Source organism: Chromobacterium subtsugae (assembly GCF_035919665.1).
Taxonomy (GTDB): Bacteria; Pseudomonadota; Gammaproteobacteria; order Burkholderiales; family Chromobacteriaceae; genus Chromobacterium; species Chromobacterium subtsugae.
Genome location: NZ_CP142381.1, coordinates 437,563 through 460,710 on the forward strand (window position 1 = coordinate 437,563; position 23,148 = coordinate 460,710).

15 protein-coding genes are annotated in these 23,148 nt (G+C 67.6%); 10 read left to right on the plus strand and 5 right to left on the minus strand.

Translation table 11 applies throughout. The features are described from left to right. Positions 1-49: 49 nt before the first annotated feature. Genes U6115_RS02180 through U6115_RS02190 form a run of 3 tightly spaced genes read left to right on the plus strand, consistent with a single transcriptional unit; the run spans position 50 to position 2,111 of the window. The gene (locus tag U6115_RS02180) at positions 50-676 is read left to right on the plus strand and encodes a DUF6058 family natural product biosynthesis protein (RefSeq protein WP_052258435.1); all 627 of its coding nucleotides are present in this window, start codon (positions 50-52) and stop codon (positions 674-676) included. Then, the gene (locus U6115_RS02185) at positions 673-1,767 is read left to right on the plus strand and encodes a cytochrome P450 family protein (RefSeq protein ID WP_052258436.1); all 1,095 of its coding nucleotides are present in this window, start codon (positions 673-675) and stop codon (positions 1,765-1,767) included. Before U6115_RS02180 ends, U6115_RS02185 begins: the two co-directional genes overlap by 4 nt. After that, entirely contained in the window at positions 1,764-2,111 is a 348-nt protein-coding gene (locus U6115_RS02190) for an antibiotic biosynthesis monooxygenase family protein (protein WP_043580957.1), read from the plus strand. Before U6115_RS02185 ends, U6115_RS02190 begins: the two co-directional genes overlap by 4 nt. Here the strand turns inward: U6115_RS02190 and U6115_RS02195 are convergent. Further along, positions 2,103-2,879 (minus strand): class I SAM-dependent methyltransferase, encoded by a 777-nt coding sequence (locus U6115_RS02195; protein ID WP_043580959.1) that lies wholly within the window; start codon positions 2,877-2,879, stop codon positions 2,103-2,105. The two genes, U6115_RS02190 and U6115_RS02195, sit on opposite strands and share 9 nt — an antisense overlap. A 219-nt stretch (positions 2,880-3,098) precedes the next feature. Here U6115_RS02195 and U6115_RS02200 point away from each other — a divergent pair, with 219 nt between their 5' ends. The 6 genes from U6115_RS02200 (at position 3,099) to U6115_RS02225 (ending at position 16,226) form a co-directional block, all read left to right on the plus strand. Then, positions 3,099-9,863 (plus strand): Ig-like domain-containing protein, encoded by a 6,765-nt coding sequence (locus tag U6115_RS02200; RefSeq protein ID WP_193603931.1) that lies wholly within the window; start codon positions 3,099-3,101, stop codon positions 9,861-9,863. Positions 9,864-9,930: 67 nt separating this feature from the next. Next, positions 9,931-11,448 (plus strand): TolC family protein, encoded by a 1,518-nt coding sequence (locus U6115_RS02205; protein WP_080509554.1) that lies wholly within the window; start codon positions 9,931-9,933, stop codon positions 11,446-11,448. Next, positions 11,445-12,188 carry an efflux RND transporter periplasmic adaptor subunit gene (locus tag U6115_RS02210; protein ID WP_043579660.1) on the plus strand — a complete coding sequence of 248 codons (744 nt, stop codon included), beginning with the start codon at positions 11,445-11,447 and terminating at the stop codon, positions 12,186-12,188. Before U6115_RS02205 ends, U6115_RS02210 begins: the two co-directional genes overlap by 4 nt. 4 nt (positions 12,189-12,192) lie before the next feature. Next, a complete protein-coding gene (locus tag U6115_RS02215; RefSeq protein ID WP_043579662.1) occupies positions 12,193-13,518 on the plus strand; it encodes an efflux RND transporter periplasmic adaptor subunit in 1,326 nt (441 codons plus the stop codon). Next, the gene (locus U6115_RS02220; RefSeq protein ID WP_236686524.1) at positions 13,503-15,626 is read left to right on the plus strand and encodes an HlyD family efflux transporter periplasmic adaptor subunit; all 2,124 of its coding nucleotides are present in this window, start codon (positions 13,503-13,505) and stop codon (positions 15,624-15,626) included. Before U6115_RS02215 ends, U6115_RS02220 begins: the two co-directional genes overlap by 16 nt. Positions 15,627-15,698: 72 nt before the next feature. Next, on the plus strand, positions 15,699-16,226 hold the full coding sequence (locus U6115_RS02225) for a GNAT family N-acetyltransferase (RefSeq protein ID WP_043579664.1): 528 nt from the start codon (positions 15,699-15,701) through the stop codon (positions 16,224-16,226). Between the two features lie 34 nt (positions 16,227-16,260). Here the strand turns inward: U6115_RS02225 and U6115_RS02230 are convergent, their stop codons facing one another. Continuing rightward, positions 16,261-16,596 carry a hypothetical protein gene (locus tag U6115_RS02230; RefSeq protein ID WP_043579667.1) on the minus strand — a complete coding sequence of 112 codons (336 nt, stop codon included), beginning with the start codon at positions 16,594-16,596 and terminating at the stop codon, positions 16,261-16,263. 47 nt (positions 16,597-16,643) lie between these two features. Beyond that, the gene (locus tag U6115_RS02235; protein ID WP_043579670.1) at positions 16,644-17,231 is read right to left on the minus strand and encodes a phage tail protein; all 588 of its coding nucleotides are present in this window, start codon (positions 17,229-17,231) and stop codon (positions 16,644-16,646) included. A gap of 156 nt (positions 17,232-17,387) precedes the next feature. Here U6115_RS02235 and U6115_RS02240 point away from each other — a divergent pair, with 156 nt between their 5' ends. Continuing rightward, positions 17,388-19,691, plus strand: coding sequence for a DNA internalization-related competence protein ComEC/Rec2 (locus tag U6115_RS02240; RefSeq protein WP_230623430.1), 2,304 nt, complete (start codon positions 17,388-17,390; stop codon positions 19,689-19,691). Here the strand turns inward: U6115_RS02240 and U6115_RS02245 are convergent. Both U6115_RS02245 and U6115_RS02250 read right to left on the minus strand, forming a co-directional pair. Continuing rightward, positions 19,678-20,568, minus strand: coding sequence for an ATP-binding response regulator (locus U6115_RS02245; RefSeq protein ID WP_043579672.1), 891 nt, complete (start codon positions 20,566-20,568; stop codon positions 19,678-19,680). The genes U6115_RS02240 and U6115_RS02245 overlap by 14 nt on opposite strands. Further along, positions 20,543-23,140: an ATP-binding protein gene (locus U6115_RS02250; protein WP_047244587.1), complete on the minus strand. Its 2,598-nt coding sequence runs from the start codon at positions 23,138-23,140 to the stop codon at positions 20,543-20,545. The genes U6115_RS02245 and U6115_RS02250 overlap by 26 nt, the downstream gene beginning before the upstream one ends. Positions 23,141-23,148: the final 8 nt, after the last annotated feature.

Here is a 23,148-nt window from a genome sequence, read left to right on the forward strand (position 1 = left end):
GGGATGGCTACGATAACGGCATTGAAAGCGCTAGCCAAGGAGTTTCGCCATGCAGGCCTTGTTGGATTATCTGCAAAGCCATTTTCTGAGCGAGCCGCAGTTGTTGTTTCGCTGCCGCAGCGCGCCCGAGCGCCTGCGCGAGCTGCAACAGGCGGGGCGGATGCCCTTGCCTTCTTACCGACTGTCCGGATCGGGCATGGCGTCCTCGCATTTCGGCGAACGCCGGATGCGCGGCGAGCTGGCCTGGTATCCGCGAGCGATGATGGAATGGCTGATCGAGGCGGAGCATGCGGATGCCGCCGCGCTGCGGGGGCGTTTCGATCAGCGTTACCGCGCCGAGTTGCGCTGTTTGGCGTCCGAAGGCATCGCGGCGGAGAGCGAAGCGCCGTTGGATGAGGAGTGGGCGCATTTCCTGGCTGGGGTGTACGGGGCATGCACCCGGCAGGGGCGAATCGAACAGATCGCGGCCAAGGGCGCGGCCATCGCCGTGATCGACAGGCTGACCGACGGCCAGCGGCTGGCGCGCGTGCCGGCTGCCGACATTCCTTTATTGTGGCGGGCGGTGGACCTGCTGGACGCGGTCAGCGCCTTGTTCGCGCCTGATGAGCAGGCGGCTAGCTCCCGCGCCCGCTGCGTGGATGCGGTGAAGCGAAAATATCTGGGAGAGGCGGCATGAGCGCCTGGCCGCAAAACGTTTTGATGGCCGCGCGCCATCCTGACCCCTATCCCTACTACCGCAGTTTGGCGGAGAAGGGCTGGCATTACGACGAGGCCTTGGGGATATGGCTGGCGGCGTCGCACCGCGCCGTCGGCGCGGTCCTGGACAGTCCGGTCTGCCGGGTGCGCCCGAGCGGGCAGCCGGTGCCGCCCGCCATCGACGGCTCGGTTCTGGGCCAGGCCTTTGGCGGCTGGCTGCGGATGAGCGAGGGCGCGACGCATGCCGGTTTGCGACGCGCGGTGAGGGATAGTCTGGCGGCCTTGTCCTTAAGCGAGGTCGAAGGGGTGGCGGCAGCGCTCGCGGCGCGCTTCTTGTCCGAGGGCGAGTTGAGCGGCTGCCGCATAGACGGCCTGATCGACTTGCTGCCTGTCGCCGCGCTGGCCGCGGCGCTGGGTTGGCCTGCGGCGCGCCTGTCCGCTGTGGGGGAGGGCATTGCCTTGCTTTGCCGCGCGCTGGCGGCGGACGCCGACGATGCGGCGCGGGAGCAGGGCGCTGCAGCCTGCTGGGCCTTGCTCGACGAATTGGCGTCTTTGCCTGTGAATGGCTGGCTGCGGCGCTGGCGCGAGGCTTTTGTGGATTTGGACGAGGCCGCATTGGCGGCCAATCTGCTGGGCGCGCTATTCCAGAGCCGCGACGCCGGCGCCGGGCTGCTGTCGGCGGGCATCGCTTGGCGTTGCGAGGGACCGTGGGATTGGCGTGATGCGGGCGAGTGGAAGCGCCGCCTGCGCGTCGATCCGGCGCTGCATCACACCCGCCGCTTCGTGGCGGAGGATGTCGAGCTGGCCGGGCAGCGGCTCAAGGCCGGCGACCAGGTGCTGGTGTTGCTGGCCGCCGCCGCGCATGACCCGGCGGGACCAGCAGAGGCGCTGGATTTCGGCCGCGGCCGGCATGCCTGTCCGGGCGAAGGGCTGGCCTTGGCGATCGCCTGCGGCGCGCTGGACGCGTTGGAGGCAAGCCGTCCGGATTGGCGGGCTTTGGGCGGCGGCATCGTTTTTCAGGGGCCGCCGAATATCAGAATGCGCCGCTTCGGCGCGGGAGAGAGCAAATGATCGCAGTGATTTTCGAAGCCACGCCGACGGCGGACGGCCGAGATGCTTATCTGCAGTGGGCGGCGCGGCTGGCGGAGACATTGCCCGGCGTAGACGGTTTTCTCTCGATAGAGCGTTTTCAGAGCCTGGCGCGGCCGGATGCTTTGTTGTCCTTGTCGTTCTGGCGCGACGAGGAGGCGGTGGCGGCCTGGCGCAATCTGGAATCGCACCGGGCGGCGCAGGCGGCGGGGCGGGGAAAGTTTTTCGCCGATTACCGGCTGCGGGTGGCGGCGGTAGTGCGCGACTACGGCATGGACGACCGGGCGCAGGCACCCGGCGACAGCCGCGCCGCGCACTCAGGCTGACGCCAGCGCCTTGATCACGTACAGGTCGAAGCGGGTGGACTTGCCGTCCAGCACCGCCGATGGCTTGACGCCTTCGATGGCCGCGCCCAAGCGCGGCCTTTTCACCACCACCCGCACCTTGGCGGCGGCGATGGCGGCGGCCAGTAATTCGGCGCTGTCCATATCGTCGCCTATCACCTGCTGGAAGGCCTGCATGTCTTTCTTGGCGGCGGCGGCTTTCTTGTCGGTGTCCGGGAACATCGGGTCGACGAACACCACGTCCGGCCGTTGATCGTCGGCGAGGCCGGCCAGCCAGTCGCGCGAGTTGGCGTGCGCCAGCGTCATCCGCGCCGCGATGTCGCGGGTGCTGTCGTCGCGCGCCGCGCGCGCCAGCGCGTCGGCCAGCAGCGCCGCCGCCACCGGCGAGCGTTCCACCATCGTCACCCGGCAGCCCAGCGTGGCCAGCACGAAGCTGTCGCGCCCCAGGCCGGCGGTGGCGTCCACCACGTAAGGCAAATCTTTCGCCCCTTTCAGGCCCACCGCCTTGGCCACCGGCTGGCCGCGGCCGCCGCCCTGCTCGCGGCGATGGCGCGCCGCGCCCTCGACGAATTCGGCATACACCGCGCCGTGCTTGCCGGTGGTGACCAGCTCCAGCCGTTCCGCGCCCAACTCCAGCCAATAGCCGTCGGCGGGGCGCTGGCGGATCAGGGGAAGCTGGAAACGGTCGGCCAGCAGGCGGGCGGCATCGATGCGCGCGGCTTCGGCGCAGTAGAGCGGGGTGGCGGTCATCGGCATTCCTTGAAAACTGTTGCGCACGATACGGGATGCGCCTGTTTGCCGCAAGCCGGGATGGGAGTGGCCACCGGCTGGCGTTTGCTAAGTAAATTTATCTAAAGCTTATTTACCCGAACAACATGTTCTTATGCGGGCAACTAGTCTATTTATCTAGTTGAACGTCCTTTATTCATGCTGCGGCGATGGCCGTCGGCAGTGGTCGGGAGAGTCATCATGGCATGGTGGAAATCGGCAGGCCGGCAGCAGGCGGCCAAACAGGCGGCCCGTCCGGCCAATCGCTTGCTGTTGCAGGCGCTGGAGCCCCGGATGATGTTTGACGGCGCAGTGGCTGCCACCGCCAACCATGTCGCGCAGCATGTCGGCGTGATGCACGACCCGCAGGACGCCGGCGCGCAGCAGCATCACGGCGAGGCTAGGCCGGCCGCCGCCGCGGCGCAGTCGGCCGCAGAAGCGCCGCGCGCGGTCGGAGCGCGCGACGGCGCGGCCAACGTGCCGCAAGTGGTGTTCGTCGAAAACGACGTCGCCAACCTGCAAAGCCTGGTGTCGCAGTTGCCGTCCAATTACCAGGTGGTGATTCTGGACAGCAGCAAGGACGGCCTGGCGCAGATCGCGCAGTGGGCGCAAACCCACAGCGGCTACGGCGCCATCCACATCATTTCGCACGGCCAGGAAAACGATCTGCAGCTGGGCACAACGCAGCTGACGACGGCCAATGTCGCCAGCTATCAGGCGGAATTGGCCACGATAGGACAGGCCTTGCGCCCCGGCGGCGACATCCTGCTTTACGGCTGCGATGTGGCCGAAGGCAGCGACGGCGCGGCGCTGGTCAATGCGATCGCGCAGGAAAGCGGCCGCGTGACAGCCGGCTCTACCGACCTTACCGGCGCCGCCAGCCTGGGCGGCGACTGGACGCTGGAATACGCCACCGGCAAGCTGCACGTGGCGACGCTGGACCTGTCGGGCTATGACGGCCTGCTGACGCAGCCGACTTCCGGCACCACCAGTTTCGATTCGCTGGACGGTTCCACCACCGTGGTGCCCACCGGCAACGCCACGCTGACGGTAAGCAATTACCTTGGCTGGAATTTCACCATGAACATGAACTCGAACAGCGACGGTCAGAACGAGATGATCATCGTCGAGAAGGATGGTTCGAGCTCCACGGAAACCGTCGACGCGCTGAGCAACGGCGTCAAGCAGATCAATTATTTCTCGGTCAAGCCCAACGATGGCAGCCTGTTCACGCTGAACTCCATCACCGTGGTGATCAACGGCTACGATTCCACCTTCAACGGCGGCACCATGCAGCTGGTGGGCTATCTGAACGGTTCCGCCGTCGCCGGCGCCACCTTGAGCCAGAGCGTCAGCGACATCGACAACGACGGCTCGCCGGTCACCTTCAATGTGTCCAGCAACAGCAATTTCGTCGGCATCGACTCCTTCCGCGTGATCTCGGCCAATGGCCACAACGTCACCGGCCTGGTCGGCATCGGCGCCATCAACGCCACCACCTTCCATTTCCCGGGGCCGACGCTGACCGCCAGCGGCGGCAGCAGCGCCTACAGCTCCGGCAACGGCAACGCGGTGACGGTGGACAGCGGCATCACGCTCAGCGATACCGCGGCCTCGACCCAAACCAGCGCCACGGTATCGATTACCGGCAACTTCCACAGCGGCGAGGACGTGCTGGCATTCACCAATAACGGCAGCACCATGGGTAATATCAGCGGCAGCTACAACAGCGGCACCGGGGTGCTGACGCTGACCTCCAGCGGTTCCACCGCCACCAATGCCCAGTGGCAGGCGGCGCTGGAGGCGGTGACTTACCGGGACAGCTCGCTGTCGCCGAATACCAGCACCCGCACCCTCAGCTTCGCCATCACCGACGCCAGCAGCAACACCAGTTCCACGGTGACCAAGACCGTCACCGTGGCGGCGGACAGCGCGCCGGTGATCAGCAACCTGAACGGCGACAGCAATACCTACTACGCCGGCAGCGGCGCGGTGAGCCTGGACACCGGCACCGCGGCCACGGTCAGCGACAGCGATACTTCGAATTTCAACGGCGGCAATCTGACGGTGCACATCTCCGCCAACGGCCACAGCGGCGAGGACGTGCTGGGCATCAGCACCGCCGGCACGGTCACGCTCAGCAACGGCACTAACTCCGGCAGTACGGTGTCGGTAGGCGGCGTAGCGGTCGGCACCATAGACAGCAGCGGGGTGGGCAGCGGCGGGCAGGATCTGATCGTCGACTTCAACAGCAACGCCACTGCCTCCAGGGTGGGCACGCTGGTCAACGCGCTGACCTTCAACGACACCGCCGGCACGCCCAATACCTCCACCCGCACTGTGCAGGTGACGGTCAACGACGGCCGCGGCGGCACCAGCTCGGCGTCTAGCGTGACGCTGGCAATCAGCGACGCGCCGCTGCTGAGCACTAGCGGCGGCAGTTCGGCCTTCACCGCCGGCGACAACGCCACCTCCACGCCGGTGGCGGTGGACGGCAGCGTCAGCGTCACCGACAACGCCAGCAGCACGCTGGCCAGCGGCACCGTGTCCATCACCGGCAACTTCCACAGCGGGGAGGACGTGCTGGCGTTCACCAATGACGGCAGCACCATGGGCAACATCAGCGCCAGCTACAACAGCGGCACCGGTGTGCTGACGCTGACCTCCAGCGGCGCCACCGCCACCATCGCGCAATGGCAGGCCGCATTGCGGGCGGTGACGTATACCGACAGCGCGGTGACGCCGAACAGCGCCACCCGCACCATCAGCTTCCAGGTGCAGGACGGCGGTAGCAATACCAGCACGGCGGTGACCAAGACGGTGACGGTGGCGGATACCGACCAGACGCCTATCGCCTCCGCCAGCGGCGGCAGCACGGCCTTCACCGCCGGCGACAACGCCACCTCCACGCCGGTGGCGGTCGACAGCGGCATCACGGTGTCCGACCTCGACAACACCACGCTGGCCAGCGGCACGGTATCGATCACCGGCAACTTCCACAGTGGCGAGGACTCGCTCAGCTTCACCAATACCAGCGCCGTCACCTACGGCAACATCGTCGGCAGCTACAACAGCGGCACCGGGGTGTTGACGCTGACTTCCAGCGGGGCGACGGCGACGGTGGCGCAATGGCAGGCTGCCATGCGCGCGGTCAAATACACCGACAGCGCGGTGACGCCGAACAGCGCGACGCGCACCATCAGCTTCGTGGTCAACGACGGCACCAAGAACAGCGCCGCCACCACCAAAACGGTGACGGTGGCGGATACCGACCAGACGCCGCTGCTCACCGCCAGCGGCGGCAGCGCCGCGTTCACCGCCGGCAACAACGTCACCTCCACTCCGGTGGCGGTGGATAGCGGCGTCACGGTGTCCGACCTGGACAACACCACGCTGGCCAGCGCGACGGTGTCGATCACCGGCAACTTCCAGAGCGCGGAAGACACGCTGGCGTTCAGCAATACCAACTCCACCACCTACGGCAATATCAGCGGCAGTTACAATAGCGGCACGGGTGTGCTGACGCTGACTTCCAGCGGCGCGACCGCGACGCTGGCGCAGTGGCAGGCGGCCTTGCGCGCGGTGACTTACACCGATAGCGCGATCACGCCCAACAACGCCACGCGCACCATCAGCTTCGTGGTCAACGACGGCACCAAGAACAGCGCCACGGCGACACGCAGCGTGACGGTGGCCGACACCGACCAGACGCCGATCGCCACCGTGTCCGGCGCCAACGGCAGTTATACCCTCAGCGGCACGCCGACGCCGGTGGCGGTGGACAGCGGCATCACGGTGTCCGACCGCGACAACACCACGCTGGCGAGCGGCACGGTGTCGATCACCGGCAACTTCCACAGCGGCGAGGACGTGCTGGCCTTCACCAATACCAGCGCGTCCACCTACGGCAACATCGTCGCCAGCTACAACAGCGGCACCGGGGTGCTGACGCTGACCTCCAGCGGCGCGACCGCGACAGTGGCGCAATGGCAGGCAGCCTTGCAGGCGGTAACGTACAACGACACCTCCGGTTCGCCTAATACCGCCACCCGGGTGATCAGCTTCGTGGTCAACGACGGCGAAGTGAACAGTGCCGCCGTCACCCGCAACATCGCCATCCAGCTGCCGACGCCGTCGGTGAGCGGCCTGACTGCGGGCACCGACACCGGCAGCAGCAGTTCCGACGGCATCACCAGCGACGCCACGCCGACGGTGACCGGCACGGCGGAAGCGGACAGCACCGTCACCATCTATGTGGATGGCGTATCGGTGGGCACCACCACCGCCAGCGGCACCGGCGCCTGGAGCTATGCCTTCAGTGACCCGATCGCCAGCGGCAGCCATGCGATAACCGCCATGGCAACCAGCGGCTCGGTGAACAGCAGCGTATCGACTGCTTACACGGTGATGATCGACACCACCGCGCCAAGCGCGCCGACGGTGACAGGTCTGACCGCTGCCACCGATACCGGCAGCAGCAGCTCCGACGGCGTCACCAGCGACAACACGCCAACGGTCCAAGGCACGGCCGAGGCGAACAGCACGGTGACGTTGTATGTGGATGGCACGGCGGTTGGTACGACTACCGCGGACAATACCGGTGCGTGGTTCTACAACGTTTCCAGCAGCTTGGCGGACGGCAATCACAGCATCCGCGCGACGGCGACCGATACCGCCGGCAATGTCAGCAGCCAGGCGACCGCCTACAGCGTGACCATCGATACCGCGACGCCGACGACGCCGGCAATCAGCGGCCTGACCACGGCGACGGACACCGGCAGCAGCCATAGCGACGGCATCACCAGCGACAACACCCCGACGCTGCAGGGCACCGCGCCGGCCAATAGCACGGTGACGGTGTATATCGATGGCTTCCAGGTCGGGACGACTACGGCGAACGGCAGCGGCGCGTGGAGCTACAGCCTGAGCGCCAATCTGCCGGACGGCAACCATGGCGCGCGGGTGACGGCGACCGACGCGGCCGGCAATGTCAGCACGCTGTCGGCGGCCTACAGCATCACAATCGACACCACTGCGCCTAATGCGCCGACCGGTCTGGCGCTGGCCACGTCGTCGGACACCGGCAGCAGCCACAGCGACGGCATCACCGACAACAACCAGCCGACGGTGCAAGGCACGGCCGAGGCGGGCAGCACGGTGACGGTGTACGTGGACGGCACGGCGGTGGGCACGGCGACGGCGAACGGCAGCGGGGCGTGGAGCTACAACCTGGCGAGCAGCCTGGCCGACGGCAACCACAGCATCCGGGCGACGGCGACCGACGCGGCAGGCAACATCAGCGCGCAGTCCAGCGGCTACACCATCACCATCGACACTACCGCGCCCAATGCGCCGACTGGTCTGGGGCTGAGCGTGGCGTCGGATACTGGCAGCAGCCACAGCGACGGCATCACCGACAACAACCAGCCGACGGTGCAAGGCACGGCAGAGGCGAACAGCACGGTGACGGTGTACGTGGACGGCACGGCGGTGGGGACGGCGACGGCGAACGGCAGCGGCGCGTGGAGCTACAACCTGGCGAGCAGCCTGGCCGACGGCAACCACAGTATCCGGGCGACGGCGACCGACGCGGCCGGCAACATCAGCGCGCAATCCAGCGGTTACAACGTCACCATCGACACCACTGCGCCCAATGCGCCGACCGGTCTGGCGCTGGCCACGTCGTCGGACACCGGCAGCAGCCACAGCGACGGCATCACCGACAACAACCAGCCGACGGTGCAAGGCACGGCAGAGGCGAACAGCACGGTGACGGTGTACGTGGACGGCACGGCGGTGGGGACGGCGACGGCGAACGGCAGCGGCGCGTGGAGCTACAACCTGGCGAGCAGCCTGGCCGACGGCAACCACAGCATTCGGGCGACGGCGACCGACGCGGCCGGCAACATCAGCGGGCAGTCGACCGGCTACACCATCACGGTGGACACCGCCGCGCCCCAGGTGCAGAGCTTTACCGCCACCGACGCCTTGAGCACTTCGGCCAGCACGCTGGGCTACCAAGTGGTGTTTTCCAAACCGGTGGTCGGGTTCAACGCAGCCGACCTGAGCGTGGTGACCAGCGGCGGCGCGCATGGCACGGTGGCGAGCGTCACGCAGATCAACGCGACCACTTACGCCATTCAACTGACCGGGGTGGGCGGCGACGGCACCCTGTCGCTGGCGATCAAGAGCGGCACGGTCAGCGATGTCGCCGGCAACCAGCTGGCGGGCACGGTCAGCGTGCCCTCGTACCAGGTCTCGACGCCGGTGGTGACGACCAGCACGGTGACCCCGGTGGCGACTGTCGCGACGACCAGCTTCGGCAACACCATACAGCTGCCGCCGATCACGCCCAATATCGTGTTGGCCGCGGTTAGCGGCAACACCGGGCCAGGCACGGCCACGCTGCCGACCGATCATGCCGGCGTCGTAACCAGCGTCACTACGCCTACTTTCGGCACGACGGACACCGTCAACGGCGCGGCGCCGTCCTTTGTCAGCAATGTGGCGGCCAACCCCACCATCGCGCTGCAGGTGAACCCGGATCTTGGCGTCAGGCCGCTGGTGTCCGGGCAGTCTTTCTCCATCACGCTGCCGCCGGCCACCATCATCACCCGCGAGTCCACGGCCAGCCTGAGCATCGTCGCCCGGCAGAGCGATGGCCAGCCGCTGCCCTCGTGGCTGAAGTTCGACCCGGCGACGGGCAAATTCACCGGGCAGGCGCCGGCGGGCTGGAACAAGCCGATTTCAATCGACATCCGCGTGCAGGACAAGAGCGGCCACCATGGCAACAGCCACATCCAGCTCAACTTCGGCCAGTCGCGTGCGAACGGAACGCCGGCGGGCAAGGCGGCAGGCAAGGCGGCCGCCGGCAAGCTGGCGTTGAACCAGCAGTTCGACCGCCACGGCCACAAGGCTTTCCTGCAGCGGATGCAGGCATGGCTGGAGGGCGATGGGCAAGCGTAGCCGGGCGCGGCGGCAGGCATGGCGGGGTTCGGACCCCGGCATTTTTCAAGTTCAAGGGGACAGCAGCATGCAATCCAAAGATCAAGCGGGATCATGGGTGGTTCGATTGACCGTTTTGGCCGTCGCTGCGGCGCTGGCCGGCTGCGCGGCGACGCCGCAGCCGATCAGCCTGTCGGAGCGGCAGGCCACGCTCGCCGCCGACAGGCAGGCGATGTTCGGCAGCCAGGAAGCGTTGTCCGCGCCGGTCACCTTGCAGGAGGCGATGGCGCGGGCGCTCAAATACAATCTGGATTACCGGGTGAAGCTGATGGAAGAGGCGATGGCGCAGCGCCAGCTGGATCTGTCCAGCCTGGACATGCTGCCCAAGCTGGCGCTGGCGGCGGGCTACACCTCGCGCAGCAAGGACAACGCCTCGTCCTCGCAAAACATCGCCACCGGCGAGCAGTCGCTGGCGCCGTCCATCTCCAGCGAGAAGCGCGACCGCACCGCCGACCTGAACCTGAGCTGGAACGTGCTGGACTTCGGCGTCAGCTATTTTTCGGCGCAGCAGCAGGCGGACCGGGTGCTGATCCTGGAGCAGCGCAAGCGCAAGGTCGCGCAGCAGCTGATGCAGCAGGTGCGCGAAGCGTGGTGGCAGGCCGCCGGCGCGCAGCGCCTGCAAGGGCGGGTGGACGCGTTGCTGAAAGACGCCGAATCGGCGCTGGACGACGCTCGCCACGTCGAGCAGCAGAAACTGCGGGCGCCGCTGGACGCGCTCAATTACCGCCGCCAGCTGCTCGACGTGATCCGCCAGATGAGCGCGGTGCGCAACGCGCTGTCGCAGGCCAAGCCCAGGTTGGCCGCCATCATGAATGTGACGCCGGGCCAGGACTTCCAGGTGGCCGCCTCCGCCGACATGCCGGTGCCGGCGCTGGGCATCGATGTCGACAAGATGGAGGACATGGCCCTGCTGAACCGGCCGGAAGTGGTCGAAGCCAATTACAGCAAGCGCATCAGCGCGCTGGAGACGCGCAAAGCCATCGCCAAGCTGTTGCCGGGGCTGGAGTTCAGCGTCGGCCAGCATTACGACAGCAACAAATTCCTGATCAACAACTCCTGGAGCGACGCCGGGCTGCGCATCAGCTGGAACCTGCTGAATCTGTTCAGCGCGGGGCCGATCACGCGCGCGGCCGAAGCGCAAAAGCGGGTGGACGACGCGCAGCGGATGGCCTTGAACATGGCGGTGCTGACCCAGGTCCATGTCGCTTATCTCGACTTCCAGGGCAAGTCGCGGCAGTTCGAACTGGAGCATGAGCTCAACAGCGTCGACCAGGCCATCTATGAGCAAACCCGCAATGCGGTGGACAGCGGCGCCACCGCGCGGCTGCAGGGCATTCTGGCCGACGCCAACGCGGTGTTCTCGTCGCTGCGGCTGTTCCAGACCTACGGCGATCTGCAAAACGCCTATGGCCAAATGGGCGCCAGCCTGGGGCTGGACCCGCTGCCGGCCACTACCCAGGGCTATGATCTGGCTTCGCTCAGCGCTGCGTTCCGCGGCTCCGAAACCAAATGGCAGGGCACGGTGGCGGGAGGCGCGGCCAAATGATAACGCGCTGGCTCACCCTCGCCGCCATCGGACTGGCCGGCCACGCCGGCGCGGCCACGCCGCCGGCCTCGACGCTCAACGCCGCCGACGGCCGCATCCGCGTGCAGCTGATGTCGCGCCACGCGGTGACCCTGTCCAGCGAAATCCCAGCCAAGATCTCCGCGCTGCCGGTAGTGGAAGGCGGAAGCTTCCGCCGCGGCCAGCCGCTGGTGGAGTTCGACTGCAGCAGCTACCGCGCGCAGCTGCGCAAGGCGCAGGCCTCGCTGGAGGCTGCCAGCCAGCTGTTGAAGGTCAACAATCAGCTGGCCAAATACAACTCGGTCGGCACGCTGGAGCTGACCCAGGCGCAGGGCAAGGCCAAGGAGGCCGCCGCCGATGCCAGCTACGCGCAGACGCTGGTGTCGAAGTGCAGCATCGCGGCGCCGTTCGACGGCCGGGTGGCCAAGCGCAGCGCGGCGGTGCACCAGTATGTCAGCCCGGGCAACCCCATCCTGGACATCGTCGATTCCGACTCGCTGGAGTTGCGGATGCTGGTGCCGTCCAAGTGGCTGGCCACGCTGAAGCCAGGCAGCCGTTTCACGATCTCGGTCGACGAGCTGGGCGCCAGCTTCCCGGCCCGGATAGAGCGGCTGGGCGCGCAGATCGACCCGGTGAGCCAGTCCATCCTGGCGATAGGCGTGATAGACGGCAAGGCCGGCAACTTGCTGCCCGGCATGAGCGGCTGGGCCAGTTTCAAATAAGGCCATGGGACACGCCGACAAAAGTCTGGAACTGGCCACCCTGCTGCAGCTGCAGCGCCATGCGCGGGAGGCCGACAGCGCGGCGCAGCTGGGCTTCGTGATGGTCAACGAAAGCCTGCAGCTGCTGCCCTACCGGCAGGCCGCACTTTGGCGCGAGGGCCTGCATCGCCATGTCGCAACCTTGTCCGGCCTGGTTGATCCCGACCCCACCGCGCCCTATCTGCAATGGCTGAGCGCCTTGTTCCGCCAATTGGCGCGCGAGGCCGCCGGCGCGGCCAGCCGGCGCTGCGAAGCCGCCGACCTGGCGCCGGCGCTGGCCGCGGAATGGCAGCAATGGCTGCCGCAGCATGCGTTGTGGCTGCCGCTGGGCGAGCATGGCGCCTTGCTGTTGGCGCGCGATCAACCCTGGAGCGATTACGAGCTCAAGCTGGCGGAAGAGCTGGCGCACGCCTACGCCCACGCGCTGCGGCAGTTCGCGCCGCGCCGCAACTGGCGGGCGCTGCTGCGGGATGGCCTGCGCGCCGGACCGCGGCGGCGGCGCGCGTTGTTGGCGGCCCTACTGGTGGCCTGTTTTCCCATTCGCCAGAGCGTGCTGGCGCGCGCCGAAGTGGTGCCCAGCGACCCGATGCTGCTGCGGGCGCCGGTGGCGGGGGTGATAGACCGCGTCGAAGTGTCGCCCAATCAGCCGGTGAAGCGCGGCGCGCCCTTGTTCGATCTGGACGCCACCCTGTTGTCCGGCCAGTTTGAGCTGGCCAAGGAAGAAAGGCGGGCGGCTGAGGAAAGCTTCCGCGCCAGCGCGCAGTTGGCGGTCACCGATGACAAGGGCAAGCTGGCGATGGCGCAGGACAAGGCCAGGCTGGAGGAGAAGGACATCAGCGCCGATTTCGCCGGCCGCGAGCTCAAGCGTCTGCATGTCACCGCTCCGGCCGACGGCGTGGTGGTGTTTTCCGACCGCAACGACTGGCAGGGCAAGGCAGTAGCCCAGGGCGAAAAGGTGATGACGCTGGCGGACCCCGCCAAAGTGGAGCTGACAGCCTGGCTGCCGGCGGCCGAGGCCATCGCCATCCAGCCCGGCAGCCAGGTCACGCTGTATCCCAACGCCTCGCCGTTCCGCTCCTACGATGCCACTTTGCTGCGGGTGGCCTACAAGGCCGAAGTCAGTGAGGGCAATCTGCTGGCCTACCGTCTGCAGGCGAGCTTCGCCGCCGGCCAGCGTCTGCCGCAATTGGGCCAGATGGGCACCGCGCGGGTGTATGGCGACTGGGTGCCTTTGTCCTATTACGCGCTGCGGCGGCCGTTGACGGCGGCGCGGCAATGGCTGGGCTGGTGATGGGCGCCGCGGCGCTGCCGCCGCTGCGGCAGGAGTTGACCCTGCACGCCGGCCCGGCGCAGGCGGACGGCTCGCCCAGCTGGATGCTGCACGATCCGGGAGCCAACCGTTTCTATCAGCTGGGTTGGGCCGGTTTCGAGATGCTGTCGCGCTGGCCGCTTGGCGACGCCGCGGCGGTATTGGCGGCGGTGAATGCCGAAACCACGCTCGAACTGGGCGAAGACGATCTGCTGCAGCTGCTGCTGTTTTTACGGCAGCACCAATTGCTGCAACCGCTTGCCCCCGCCGATTGCGAGCGGGTCTGGCGCCAGTACCAGGCCGGCAAGCCCGGGCATGCGATGTGGCTGTTGAAGAACTACCTGTTCTTCCGCATTCCGCTGGTGCGGCCGGAGCCGGTGTTGAACCGGCTGCTGCCCTGGCTGGCGGCGGTGTTTCGGCCGGCGTTCTGGTGGCTGATGGCGGCGGTGGCCGCGCTGGCGCTGGCGCTGGCGTCCCGGCGCTGGGATGAGTTCACTCATACCTTCTCCGGTTACGGCGGCTGGAGCGCCGCATTGGGCATCGCGGCGTCGCTTAGCTTGGCCAAGATACTGCACGAGCTGGGCCATGCGTTGACGGCCCGGCATTTCGGCTGCCGGGTGCCGGCGATGGGAGTGGCCTTCCTGGTGATGGTGCCGGTGCTGTACACCGATACCAGCGACGCCTGGAAACTGCCGTCGCGGCGGCAGCGCATGCTGATCGGCGTCTCCGGCATGCTGGCGGAGCTGACGCTGGCGGCCTGGGCCACGCTGGCCTGGTGCTTCCTGCCGGACGGTCCGCTGCGGGCGGGGGTGTTTCTGCTGGCCACCACCACCTGGCTGGCGACGCTGGCGATCAACTCCAGCCCCTTCATGCGCTTCGATGGCTATTTCCTGCTGGCAGACTGGTGGGGCATGCCCAATCTGCACGCCCGCGCCTTCGCGCTGGCGCGCTGGCAGATGCGGCAGTGGCTGTTGGGGCTGGACGACCCGGTTCCGGAATTCTTCCTGCCCGCCCGGCGCCGCGCGCTGATCCTGTTCGCCTGGGCCACCTGGCTGTACCGGCTGGTGCTGTTCCTCTCCATCGCCTTCCTGGTTTACCACCTCTTTTTCAAGACTTTGGGCCTGCTGTTGCTGGGCGTTGAACTGGGTTGGTTCATCGCGCGGCCCATCGTCGCCGAGCTGCGTTGCTGGTGGGCGCGGCGGGCGGATTTGCGCTGGCAACTGGAAACCGCGCGCAGCGCCGCTTTGTTGGCGTTGATCGCTCTGTTTCTGTTGCTGCCGTGGCAGCGCGATGTCTCCAGCCCGGCGGTGTTGGCCGCCGCGCAATCGCAAGGCTTGTACGCGCCGGATGCGGCGGAGGTGGTCGAGGTCAAGGCGCGGGATGGCCAGCAGGTGCGGGCGGGCCAGGTGCTGGCCAGGCTGTACTCGCCGGAATTGGCCCGGCAAATGGCGCAGGCCCAGGTGGTGGAGCGCCACCTGGCCTGGCAGGCGTCGCAGCAGCCGTTCAACAGCGAGTTGCAGCAGCAGGGGCCGGCCTTGCAGAAACAATGGCTGGCCGCGCAGCAGCAGGTGGCCAGCCTGTCCCGGCAAGTGGCCAGACTGGTGCTGACGGCGCCGTTCGCCGGCCGGGTGGCGGACAGCAGCGAGGCGTTGCGGCCGGGCACCGTGGTGGCCGAGGGCGAGCATCTGCTGGATCTGGTCGGGCCGGACGGGGCGCGGGGGGAAGCGTTTGTCGACGAGGACAGCCTGATCGGGCTGCGGCGCGGCGGCCGCGCCAGCTTTGTGCCAGACAGCGGCGAGGGCTGGGCGGTGTCTTGCCGGCTGGGACCGATAGACAGCCTGAATCTGGCCACGCTGGACCAGCCGCTGCTGGCTTCCACTTTCGGCGGGCCGATCGCCACCGAAGCGCGCGACCATGGCCTGGTGCCGTTGAGCGCGGTGTTCCGGGTCCGGCTGGAGGACTGCGACCGCCAGGTCGCGCCGCTGCGGGAAACCGCGGGCTGGGCGAAGTTGCGCGGCGAGCGCTACAGCCTGTTGCAGCTGGGTTGGCGGCATCTTCTGGCCGTTGTCGAGCGCGAGGCCGGCTTGTAGCCGTTACGCGCTGTCCGATCGAGACGGCGCTGGTTTTCCCATCATTCACCGTGTCAATTCCAAGGAGAGAGCATGGCCGCCGAACTCAATTTCGCCTCCCTGGCCCAGGGCCCGACCCTGAGGCCGGCGCAGTCCGCCGACGCGCCTTTCATCGACAAGGTCTACCGCAGCGCGCGGCCGGACCTGCAGTGGATACAGGGGGAGCGCGAACTGATCGATACGGTGCAGCGCCAGCAGTTGCAGGCGCTGCTGCAGGGCGCGGGGCAGAATCATCCGAACGCGATGCATTTCGTGGTGGAGCAGACCGGCGCCGCCATCGGCGTGGTGATGGTGGACTTCGGCCATAACGAGGTGCGGGTCATCTTCCTGGCCATGCTGCCGGAGACGCGCGGGCGGGGCTATGGCAAGCAGGTGCTGCAGGGCTTGCAGCAGGCGGCGCGCCAGGTGCGTTGTCCGCTGGCGGTGGTGGTGTGGCATGGCAACGAGCAGGCGAGGCGTCTGTATCAGTCGCTGGGTTTCGTGCTGGAAGAGGCGGGCGCGGTGGCCGACAAGCTGGTGTGGTATCCGGACGGCCGTTCCATCATGGTCGGCGCGGTTTGAAGTCGCCAGCCGCTGGCGGCTGGCGCTGGCGGCGTTAATTGAACGGCAACTGGAAATAGCAGTACTGGCGGTCGCGGCCCATGGCGCCGGTGCGGCTGATCCAGACGTTTTCCAGCCGCCGTTCGGGCAGGCCGTCTGCCGCCGGCAGGCTCAGGGTGCCGACGGCGTCCACCAGTTCGGTGGCGTGGGCGGCGACCAACTCCACCACGAAAGGCGTGCGCTGCGTGTCCTCCCGGCCAGGCACTTGAGCCAGCGGCTTCTGGCGGACAGTCTGGATCCGCAATTCCAGTTCGGGCTGCTGCTCCACGCTGAACAGACAGCTCTGCCCCAGCAAGGGAGCGAAATCTTCGCTACGGAGTTCGGCCAGCATCGGGTTCTCCTCGGCGGCGCGGGCGGGCCGCGCCGCCTGCAGTGGCGTTATTGTCTGGTGGGGAAGATGCCTTGCACGGCGATGCAGAAATTCAGCGCCAGGTAGGGGTTGAGCACGCTGACCGGGGCGGTGCCGCCGGCGGTGTCGGTATTGCCGCTCAGTCCCAGCCCTTTGACGGTGACCGGGCTCTCCAGTTGTTGGCTCCAGATGGTGGCGAGGCCGGTGCCGCCGCCGGAGGCGCCCAGATAGGGGTTGCTGGTGCTGGGCGCGCTGGCCGGCGTCGTCGGGTTCGGGACGGTGGAGGCCTGGAAGCTGACGTTGACGGCCGAGGTGCCGTGGTTGTGCAGCGGCATGTTGGCGGTCAGCAGGTTGACGGTCTGTTGGCCGCCGAAGTTGCCGATGGCGTAGGACGGCAGGTTGTAGGTGGGTTGCGCCGGCCCGATGCTGATGGGCATCCGGCCACACAAATTGGGCAACTGGAATACGGTGCTGCCATTGCCGCCGTAGTGGCTGCCGATGGTGGCGAAAAGCGCCTGGTTCTGGGAGACCTGCAGGGTTTGGCCCTGGCATTGCGCCCAGTCTATCGGGGGAAAGTCGAAGCCAAAGGCGAGAATGGTGCCGATGTATGCGTCCACGTTTGCTCCTTCGTCAGTGATCCCGCCAGCGGGATGCCGGCAGGGCTGTAACTTCCGCGATTGCCACAGATTCAGCTTATACAGAATTCAATTTAATCAACATTGTCATTTGCCATGATGGTATTTCCACTTAATCGGCGGCCGGGCGGAGGCGAAATGCCGGATGGCCGCGAACGGCGCGCCAGGCCCGCGCCTGGCATGGCGGCGCTGATTGCCTGGGTCGTCGGGGTGGGGGGCTGCGCTTTCCTGCCGGCTTTGCCGGACCTGCGCGAGTATGCGCTGCTGCCGGCGGCGCTGGCCGCTTGTGCCTGGCGGTCGGGCTGGCCGCTCCGCCGATGGCTGCTGGTATTGCTGGCGCTGTCCCTGGGTCTTGGCTATGCCGCGGCGCGCGCGCAGTGGCGGCTGCAGCAGGAATTGCCGGCCGCCTGGCAGCAGAAGCCGATTGCGTTCGTCGCGGTGGTGCGCGGCCTGCCAGATCCCGGCGAGTACGGCGTCCGGCTGGTGCTGGAGGTGGAGCGGACGCTGACGCCGGGCGCGGCGCTGCCGGAGCGGGTGCAGCTGCACGACTATCTGAAGCGGGACTGGCCGCCTGGCAGCCGCTGGCAATTGAGCGCGCGATTCAAGCCCAGGCGCGGCAGCGCCAACGCGTTCGGCTTCGACGCCGAACAGTGGCTGTGGTCGGAGGGGCTGCTGGCCAGCGGCTCGGCCGGCAAGGAGCGGCGGAGGCTGGCCGACGGGCAGGGCCTGATGGCCTGGGTGGACGGCTGGCGCGCGCGCCAAGTGGCGCGCATCGAACGGGCGCTAGGCGCCGGCAGGGAGTCGGCGTTGGTGGCCGCGCTGACGGTGGGCGCGCAGCAGCGGGTGGCGCGGGAGGACTGGCAATTGTTCGCCGCCACCGGCCTGACCCACATCGTGTCCATCTCTGGTTTGCACATCACGATGCTGGCGGGATTGGCGGGCTGGGCATGCGCCAGCCTGCTGCGCCGCTGGCCGGTGGCGCGCGCGCCGCGCTTGCTGGCCGCCGGCGCCGCCCTGTCGGCGGCCACCGTCTATGCGCTGCTGGCCGGCTTCACGGTGCCGACCCAGCGCACCTTGTTCATGTTGGTGGCCGGCTGGTGCTGTTTGCAGCTGCGCCGCCAGCTGTCGCCGTTCCAGGTGTGGTGGCTGGCGCTGTCGTTGACCTTGCTGCTGGACCCGTTCGCGGTGTTGGCGCCTGGCCTGTGGCTGTCGTTCGGCCTGGTGGCGGCGCTGATGTTTTGTTCGTTGGCGCGGCGTCGGCCGCCGCCGCGCTGGCGCGCCGCGCTGGATGGCCAATGGGCGGCGGGGGTGGCCAGCTTGGTGCCGCTGGCGGCGCTGTTCGGCGGTTTTCCGTTGTTGTCGCCACTAGCGAACGCGCTGGCCATCCCCTTCGTTTCCATGCTGCTGACGCCTGCGGCGCTGCTGGCGGTGGCTTTGCCGTGGGATGGCTTGTTGCCGCTGGCCGCTTGGCTGGCGCGAGCTTTCTACTTCGGCGTGGAGCGGCTGGCCGCCGGGCCGGCCTGGCATGTGGCGGGCGCGCCGTGGCCGCTGCTGGCGCTGGCCGGCGCGGGTTCGCTGTGGTTGATCGCGCCGCGCGGCGTGCCGGGCAAGCCCTTGGCCTGCCTGCTGTTGCTGCCGGGTTTGCTCTACCGGCCGCCGGGGCCGGCGCGCGGCGAATTTCGCGCGACGGTGCTGGACGTGGGGCAGGGCTTGTCGTTGCTGGTGCAGACGGCGGAGCATGCGCTGCTGTTCGACACCGGCGCCGGCGACGCCGGCCGGGTGGTGCTGCCGCAGCTGCGCGGGCTGGGGGTGGCGCGGCTGGACGCGCTGATGCTGTCGCATCACGACAATGACCACGACGGCGCGGCGGCCGGCGTGTTGGCGGCCTTGCCGGTGGGAAAGGTGTTGGCCGGCCAGCCGCAGACGCTGCCGCGGGCCGCAGCTTGCCGGCAGGGCCAGGGTTGGGACTGGGACGGCATACGCTTCGATGTGCTGGCGCCTGGGGCCGGGGCGGCGGCGGGCGAGGACAATGCCCGCAGCTGCATCCTGCGGGTGGCGGGCGGCCGACATGCCTTGCTGATCAGCGGCGACGCGCCGCGGCAGGTGGAGGACGCGCTGGCGGCGCAGCCCGGCATCCGGCTGGCCAGCAGCGTGCTGATCGCCGGCCACCACGGCAGCCGCACCTCCAGCGGGGAGGCCTGGCTGGCGGCGGCGCGGCCGCGGCTGGCGGTGGTCAGCGCGGGCTTTCTCAACCGCTACCGCCATCCGCATCCGCAAGTGTTGCAGCGCTTCGAGCAATACGGCGCAACGGTGCTGCGCACCGATCTGGACGGCGCGGTGACGCTGGACTTCGGCCGCGAGCTGCGCTGGGGCTGCCTGCGGCAGCAGCAGCCGCGCTACTGGCGCGCTCGCGGCGCCTGCGGCGGGATCAGCCCTGACTGACGCGGGCGATCACCCGGTTGCCCTTGCCTTCGTAGTGCAGGCTGTCGAAGGACAGCTTGCGGGCGATCAGGATGCCGCGGCCGTGGCTGGTCATCAGCGAGGCCGGCTCGGCGTTCTGGTAGTACTCCCAGTCGAAGCCCGAGCCCATGTCCTCGACGATGAACTGCAGCTGTTGCCCGATCAGGCTGAATTCCAGCGACACCTCGCGGTCGCGGTATTCCGGCGCCAGCTGCCGGCGCTCCAGCTCCTGCTCCCATTCGCCGCTGGCCAGCAGCTGGCTTTTCTGCTCGTAGCTGATGTCCAGATTGCCGTGTTCGATGGCATTGACCAGCAGTTCGAACAGCCCGGTGGCCACCCGCTCCGGCTGCGAGCTGGTCTTGGCCAGCAGCGCGGTGATGGATTGGGCTTCGCGGTGGGTGCGGCAGCGGAAGCGGGCGCCCTGCAGGTGGCGCAGCGCGTCGACATGCAGATTGGCCAATTCGCGGAAATGGGCGTAGCGGTCCCAGTGGCCGACGGCGGCGCCGACGATGGCCAGCAGCATGTCGCGAGAAAATGGCTTGGTCAGGTAGTAGAAAGCGCCGGCAGCCAAGCCTTCCTGCACGCTGGAGGCGGCGCCCATCGCGGTTTGCATGATGACGGGCAGGAACTCCAGCCGCGGCTCGGCCTTGATCTTCTTGAGCACGTCGAAGCCGCTCATGCCCGGCATCATCTTGTCCAGCAGGATGGTGGAGAACTGTTCGCCTTCGCGCTCGAGGATCTGCCAGGCGACTTCGCCGTTTTCCGCTTGCCGGGTTTCGTAGCCGGCATCCTCCAGCAGTTCGGTCATCAGTTCCAGATTGAACGGCTCGTCGTCAACGAGCAAGAGTTTGTGAGGCATCCGGCGTTCCCTCCTCTAGGTTACGCTGAAAATGACTGGGAATGGAAAAGGTGAAAATGGCGCCGCTGTCAGGCAGATTGTCGGCAATGATCCGACCATGATGGGCGTGGATGATTTCGCGGCTGATGGCCAGGCCCAGGCCGGTGCCGCCGGCGCCGGTTTTGGTGGTGCTGCTCTGGATGAACTTGTCGAAAATGGTTTCCAGCTCTTTTTCCGGGATGCCGGGCCCGGAGTCGGCCACGCTGACGTGCGCCCATTCCTGGCCGTCCTGTTCGTCCAACAGCGCCCGCACGCGGATTTCCGAGCCGGCGGGGCTGAACTTGACGGCGTTGGACAGCAGATTGCGTATCACCTGGCCGATGCGGAAGGGGTCGATGTCGGCCGCTAGGGTTTCCGGCGCGCATTCCAGATCGATGCGGATCTGGTTGCGGGACGCCATCGGCGTCATTTCGTCGCAGGCTTCGCGCAGGCATTGGCTGAGATTGCCGCGGCCGATGTTGTAGTCCATGCGGCCGACCTCCATCTTGGCCATGTCCAGCAGGTCGTTGAGCAGGGTCAACAGCCGGCTGCCGCTGGTGTTGATGCGGGTGAAGTATTGCTCCAGCTTGGCCTCGCCCAGACTCTGCGCGCGCAGCTGTCCCATTTCGGTGAAACCCAGGATGGCGTGCAGCGGAGTGCGCAGCTCGTGCGACATATTGGCCAGGAACTCGGTCTTGGCGCGGCTGGTTTCCTCGGCCAGGATCTTGGCGTGGCGCAGGGTTTCCTCCAGCGAGCGCTGCGCGGAGATGTCCAGGTACACCCAGATGGTGCCGAGCTTGGGCACCGAGGGGTTGACCGCGCGGCCGTGCAGGCGGCACCAGAACAGCTGGCCTTTGCCGGTGCGCAGCCGGACTTCGGTTTGCACCACCTTGCCATCGTTGAGCAGGCTGTACAGGGCCTTGCCGGTGCGCTCCCATTGTTCGGGGTTTTCAAAGTAAGGCATGGTGGGGCGGCCAATCACGTCCTGGCCCTGCTGCTGGAACAGCTCCAGAAAAGCGTGGTTCACCTGGCGCAGATTGCGGTCGACGATATAGGCCATCGCCAGCGGGCTGGCGTCCAGCAGCGCCGCAAGCTGCCGGCTTTGCACTTCCACTTGTTCGGCGAGGCTGTTCTTCAGCTGGATCAGCGCTTCTTCCTGCTCCTTGCGGCGCGAGATATCGCGGCAGACGGTGACGTAGAACCAGTCATCCGGCATCACCACCCGGCTGAGGGACAGCTCCACTGGCAGCTGTTGCTCGTCGCTGCGCAGCAAGCGGGTTTCGAACGGCCGGCCTTCGTGCTGGCTCGCGGTCTGCTCGAACGCGTGGCCGGGGTCGGGATTGTACAGATCGGGGAACAACACGCCGGCGGGCAGGTTTTCCAGCGAGTGGGCGCTTTGCTCCACCAGTTTGGCCGCCGCGGGGTTGGTCTGCAGGATATGGCCGCTGCGGTCTATCAGGATGATGGCGTCGGAGCTGGCCTCCAGGATGGCGCGCTGGCGGGCCTCACTTTGCGCCAGCGCCTGTTCCGACATCACCCGGTCGCTGATCTGCTCGCGCAGCGTGCGGTTGTTCTGCTCCAGCAGCAGTTGCTGTTGTTTGAGCTGTTCGTGCAACTGGCGATTGGCCAGCAGCTGGCGTTGCTGCAGCAACAGCAGCAGCGCCAGGGTGGCGGACGAGGCGATCAGCACCGTCCAGGCCATCGGGCTGAGCAGGGGCTGCACCGGCTGCAGCGAATAGGCGCCCAGCAGCAATTCGTTGCCGCCGACCTTGCTGCGGCGCGAGAACATCGGCGGCTCGGTGGGGATGGGGCGGCCCGGCGCCGAGTCCAGCAGCGGCACGTCGGGCTGGTTCTTGCTCCAGATCAGCAGGCGGACATGATGCAGCGGATTGTCGGTGATCAGCTCGTTGCCTATCGGCTGCATCAGCTTGTCCTGGCGCAGATTGAGCAGCAGCAGCGTGTGGTCGTCGCCCAGCCGGGTGATGATGTCGAGCCGGATGCCGCCTAGGCCGGAGAGCTGGCTGGGCAGCAGCATCGGCTGGTCGCTGCGGCGGGCCAGGTCCAGCAGCCATTTGGAGTCGCCCAGATGGCTGAGGTCCAATCCCTGCGGCAGCGCGTTGGCGTCGTCGGGCAGGTAGCTGGCCACCGGGTAGTACTGCAATTGGACCGGGCTGGGCTGCAGGTGCTGGTTCTTCAGGAAGCGGATGCTGGTGGCGATGCGGTTTTCGAAGGCGTCGCGCTGGTTTTGCTCGACCAGCGCCACGGTGCCGATGCCGGCGAACACGCTGTCCTCGCGCACCACGCGGCGGGCCATTTCCGCCAGGCCGCGCGCCTGGCCGTTGCTGGCCAACTGCTGCGCCATGATCCGGGTATGCTCCAGCGCGTCCTCCAGCTGCACCACCACCAGACCGGTGCCAAGCGCCCCCCAGTGCTGCTGTTCCTGCAGACGTTCGGCGCGGTCATGCTCCAGCAGCAGCCAGTATTCGGTGAACAGCAGGCCCGCCCCCAGCAGGCAGCCCAGCAATAGCGAGGTGAGTCGGTTCAACCTCGGCATCTGTTTCC

What these genes read in the sequence shown, in the direction of transcription:
- U6115_RS02180 (WP_052258435.1), top strand. Translation starts at nt 50, where the DNA reads ATGCAGGCCTTGTTGGATTATCTGCAAAGCCATTTTCTGAGCGAGCCG.
- U6115_RS02195 (WP_043580959.1), bottom strand. Translation starts at nt 2,879, where the DNA reads ATGACCGCCACCCCGCTCTACTGCGCCGAAGCCGCGCGCATCGATGCC.
- U6115_RS02215 (WP_043579662.1), top strand. Translation starts at nt 12,193, where the DNA reads ATGGGACACGCCGACAAAAGTCTGGAACTGGCCACCCTGCTGCAGCTG.
- U6115_RS02250 (WP_047244587.1), bottom strand. Translation starts at nt 23,140, where the DNA reads ATGCCGAGGTTGAACCGACTCACCTCGCTATTGCTGGGCTGCCTGCTG.
- U6115_RS02210 (WP_043579660.1), top strand. Translation starts at nt 11,445, where the DNA reads ATGATAACGCGCTGGCTCACCCTCGCCGCCATCGGACTGGCCGGCCAC.
- U6115_RS02240 (WP_230623430.1), top strand. Translation starts at nt 17,388, where the DNA reads ATGCCGGATGGCCGCGAACGGCGCGCCAGGCCCGCGCCTGGCATGGCG.
- U6115_RS02205 (WP_080509554.1), top strand. Translation starts at nt 9,931, where the DNA reads ATGCAATCCAAAGATCAAGCGGGATCATGGGTGGTTCGATTGACCGTT.
- U6115_RS02245 (WP_043579672.1), bottom strand. Translation starts at nt 20,568, where the DNA reads ATGCCTCACAAACTCTTGCTCGTTGACGACGAGCCGTTCAATCTGGAA.
- U6115_RS02225 (WP_043579664.1), top strand. Translation starts at nt 15,699, where the DNA reads ATGGCCGCCGAACTCAATTTCGCCTCCCTGGCCCAGGGCCCGACCCTG.
- U6115_RS02190 (WP_043580957.1), top strand. Translation starts at nt 1,764, where the DNA reads ATGATCGCAGTGATTTTCGAAGCCACGCCGACGGCGGACGGCCGAGAT.
- U6115_RS02230 (WP_043579667.1), bottom strand. Translation starts at nt 16,596, where the DNA reads ATGCTGGCCGAACTCCGTAGCGAAGATTTCGCTCCCTTGCTGGGGCAG.
- U6115_RS02220 (WP_236686524.1), top strand. Translation starts at nt 13,503, where the DNA reads ATGGCTGGGCTGGTGATGGGCGCCGCGGCGCTGCCGCCGCTGCGGCAG.
- U6115_RS02200 (WP_193603931.1), top strand. Translation starts at nt 3,099, where the DNA reads ATGGCATGGTGGAAATCGGCAGGCCGGCAGCAGGCGGCCAAACAGGCG.
- U6115_RS02185 (WP_052258436.1), top strand. Translation starts at nt 673, where the DNA reads ATGAGCGCCTGGCCGCAAAACGTTTTGATGGCCGCGCGCCATCCTGAC.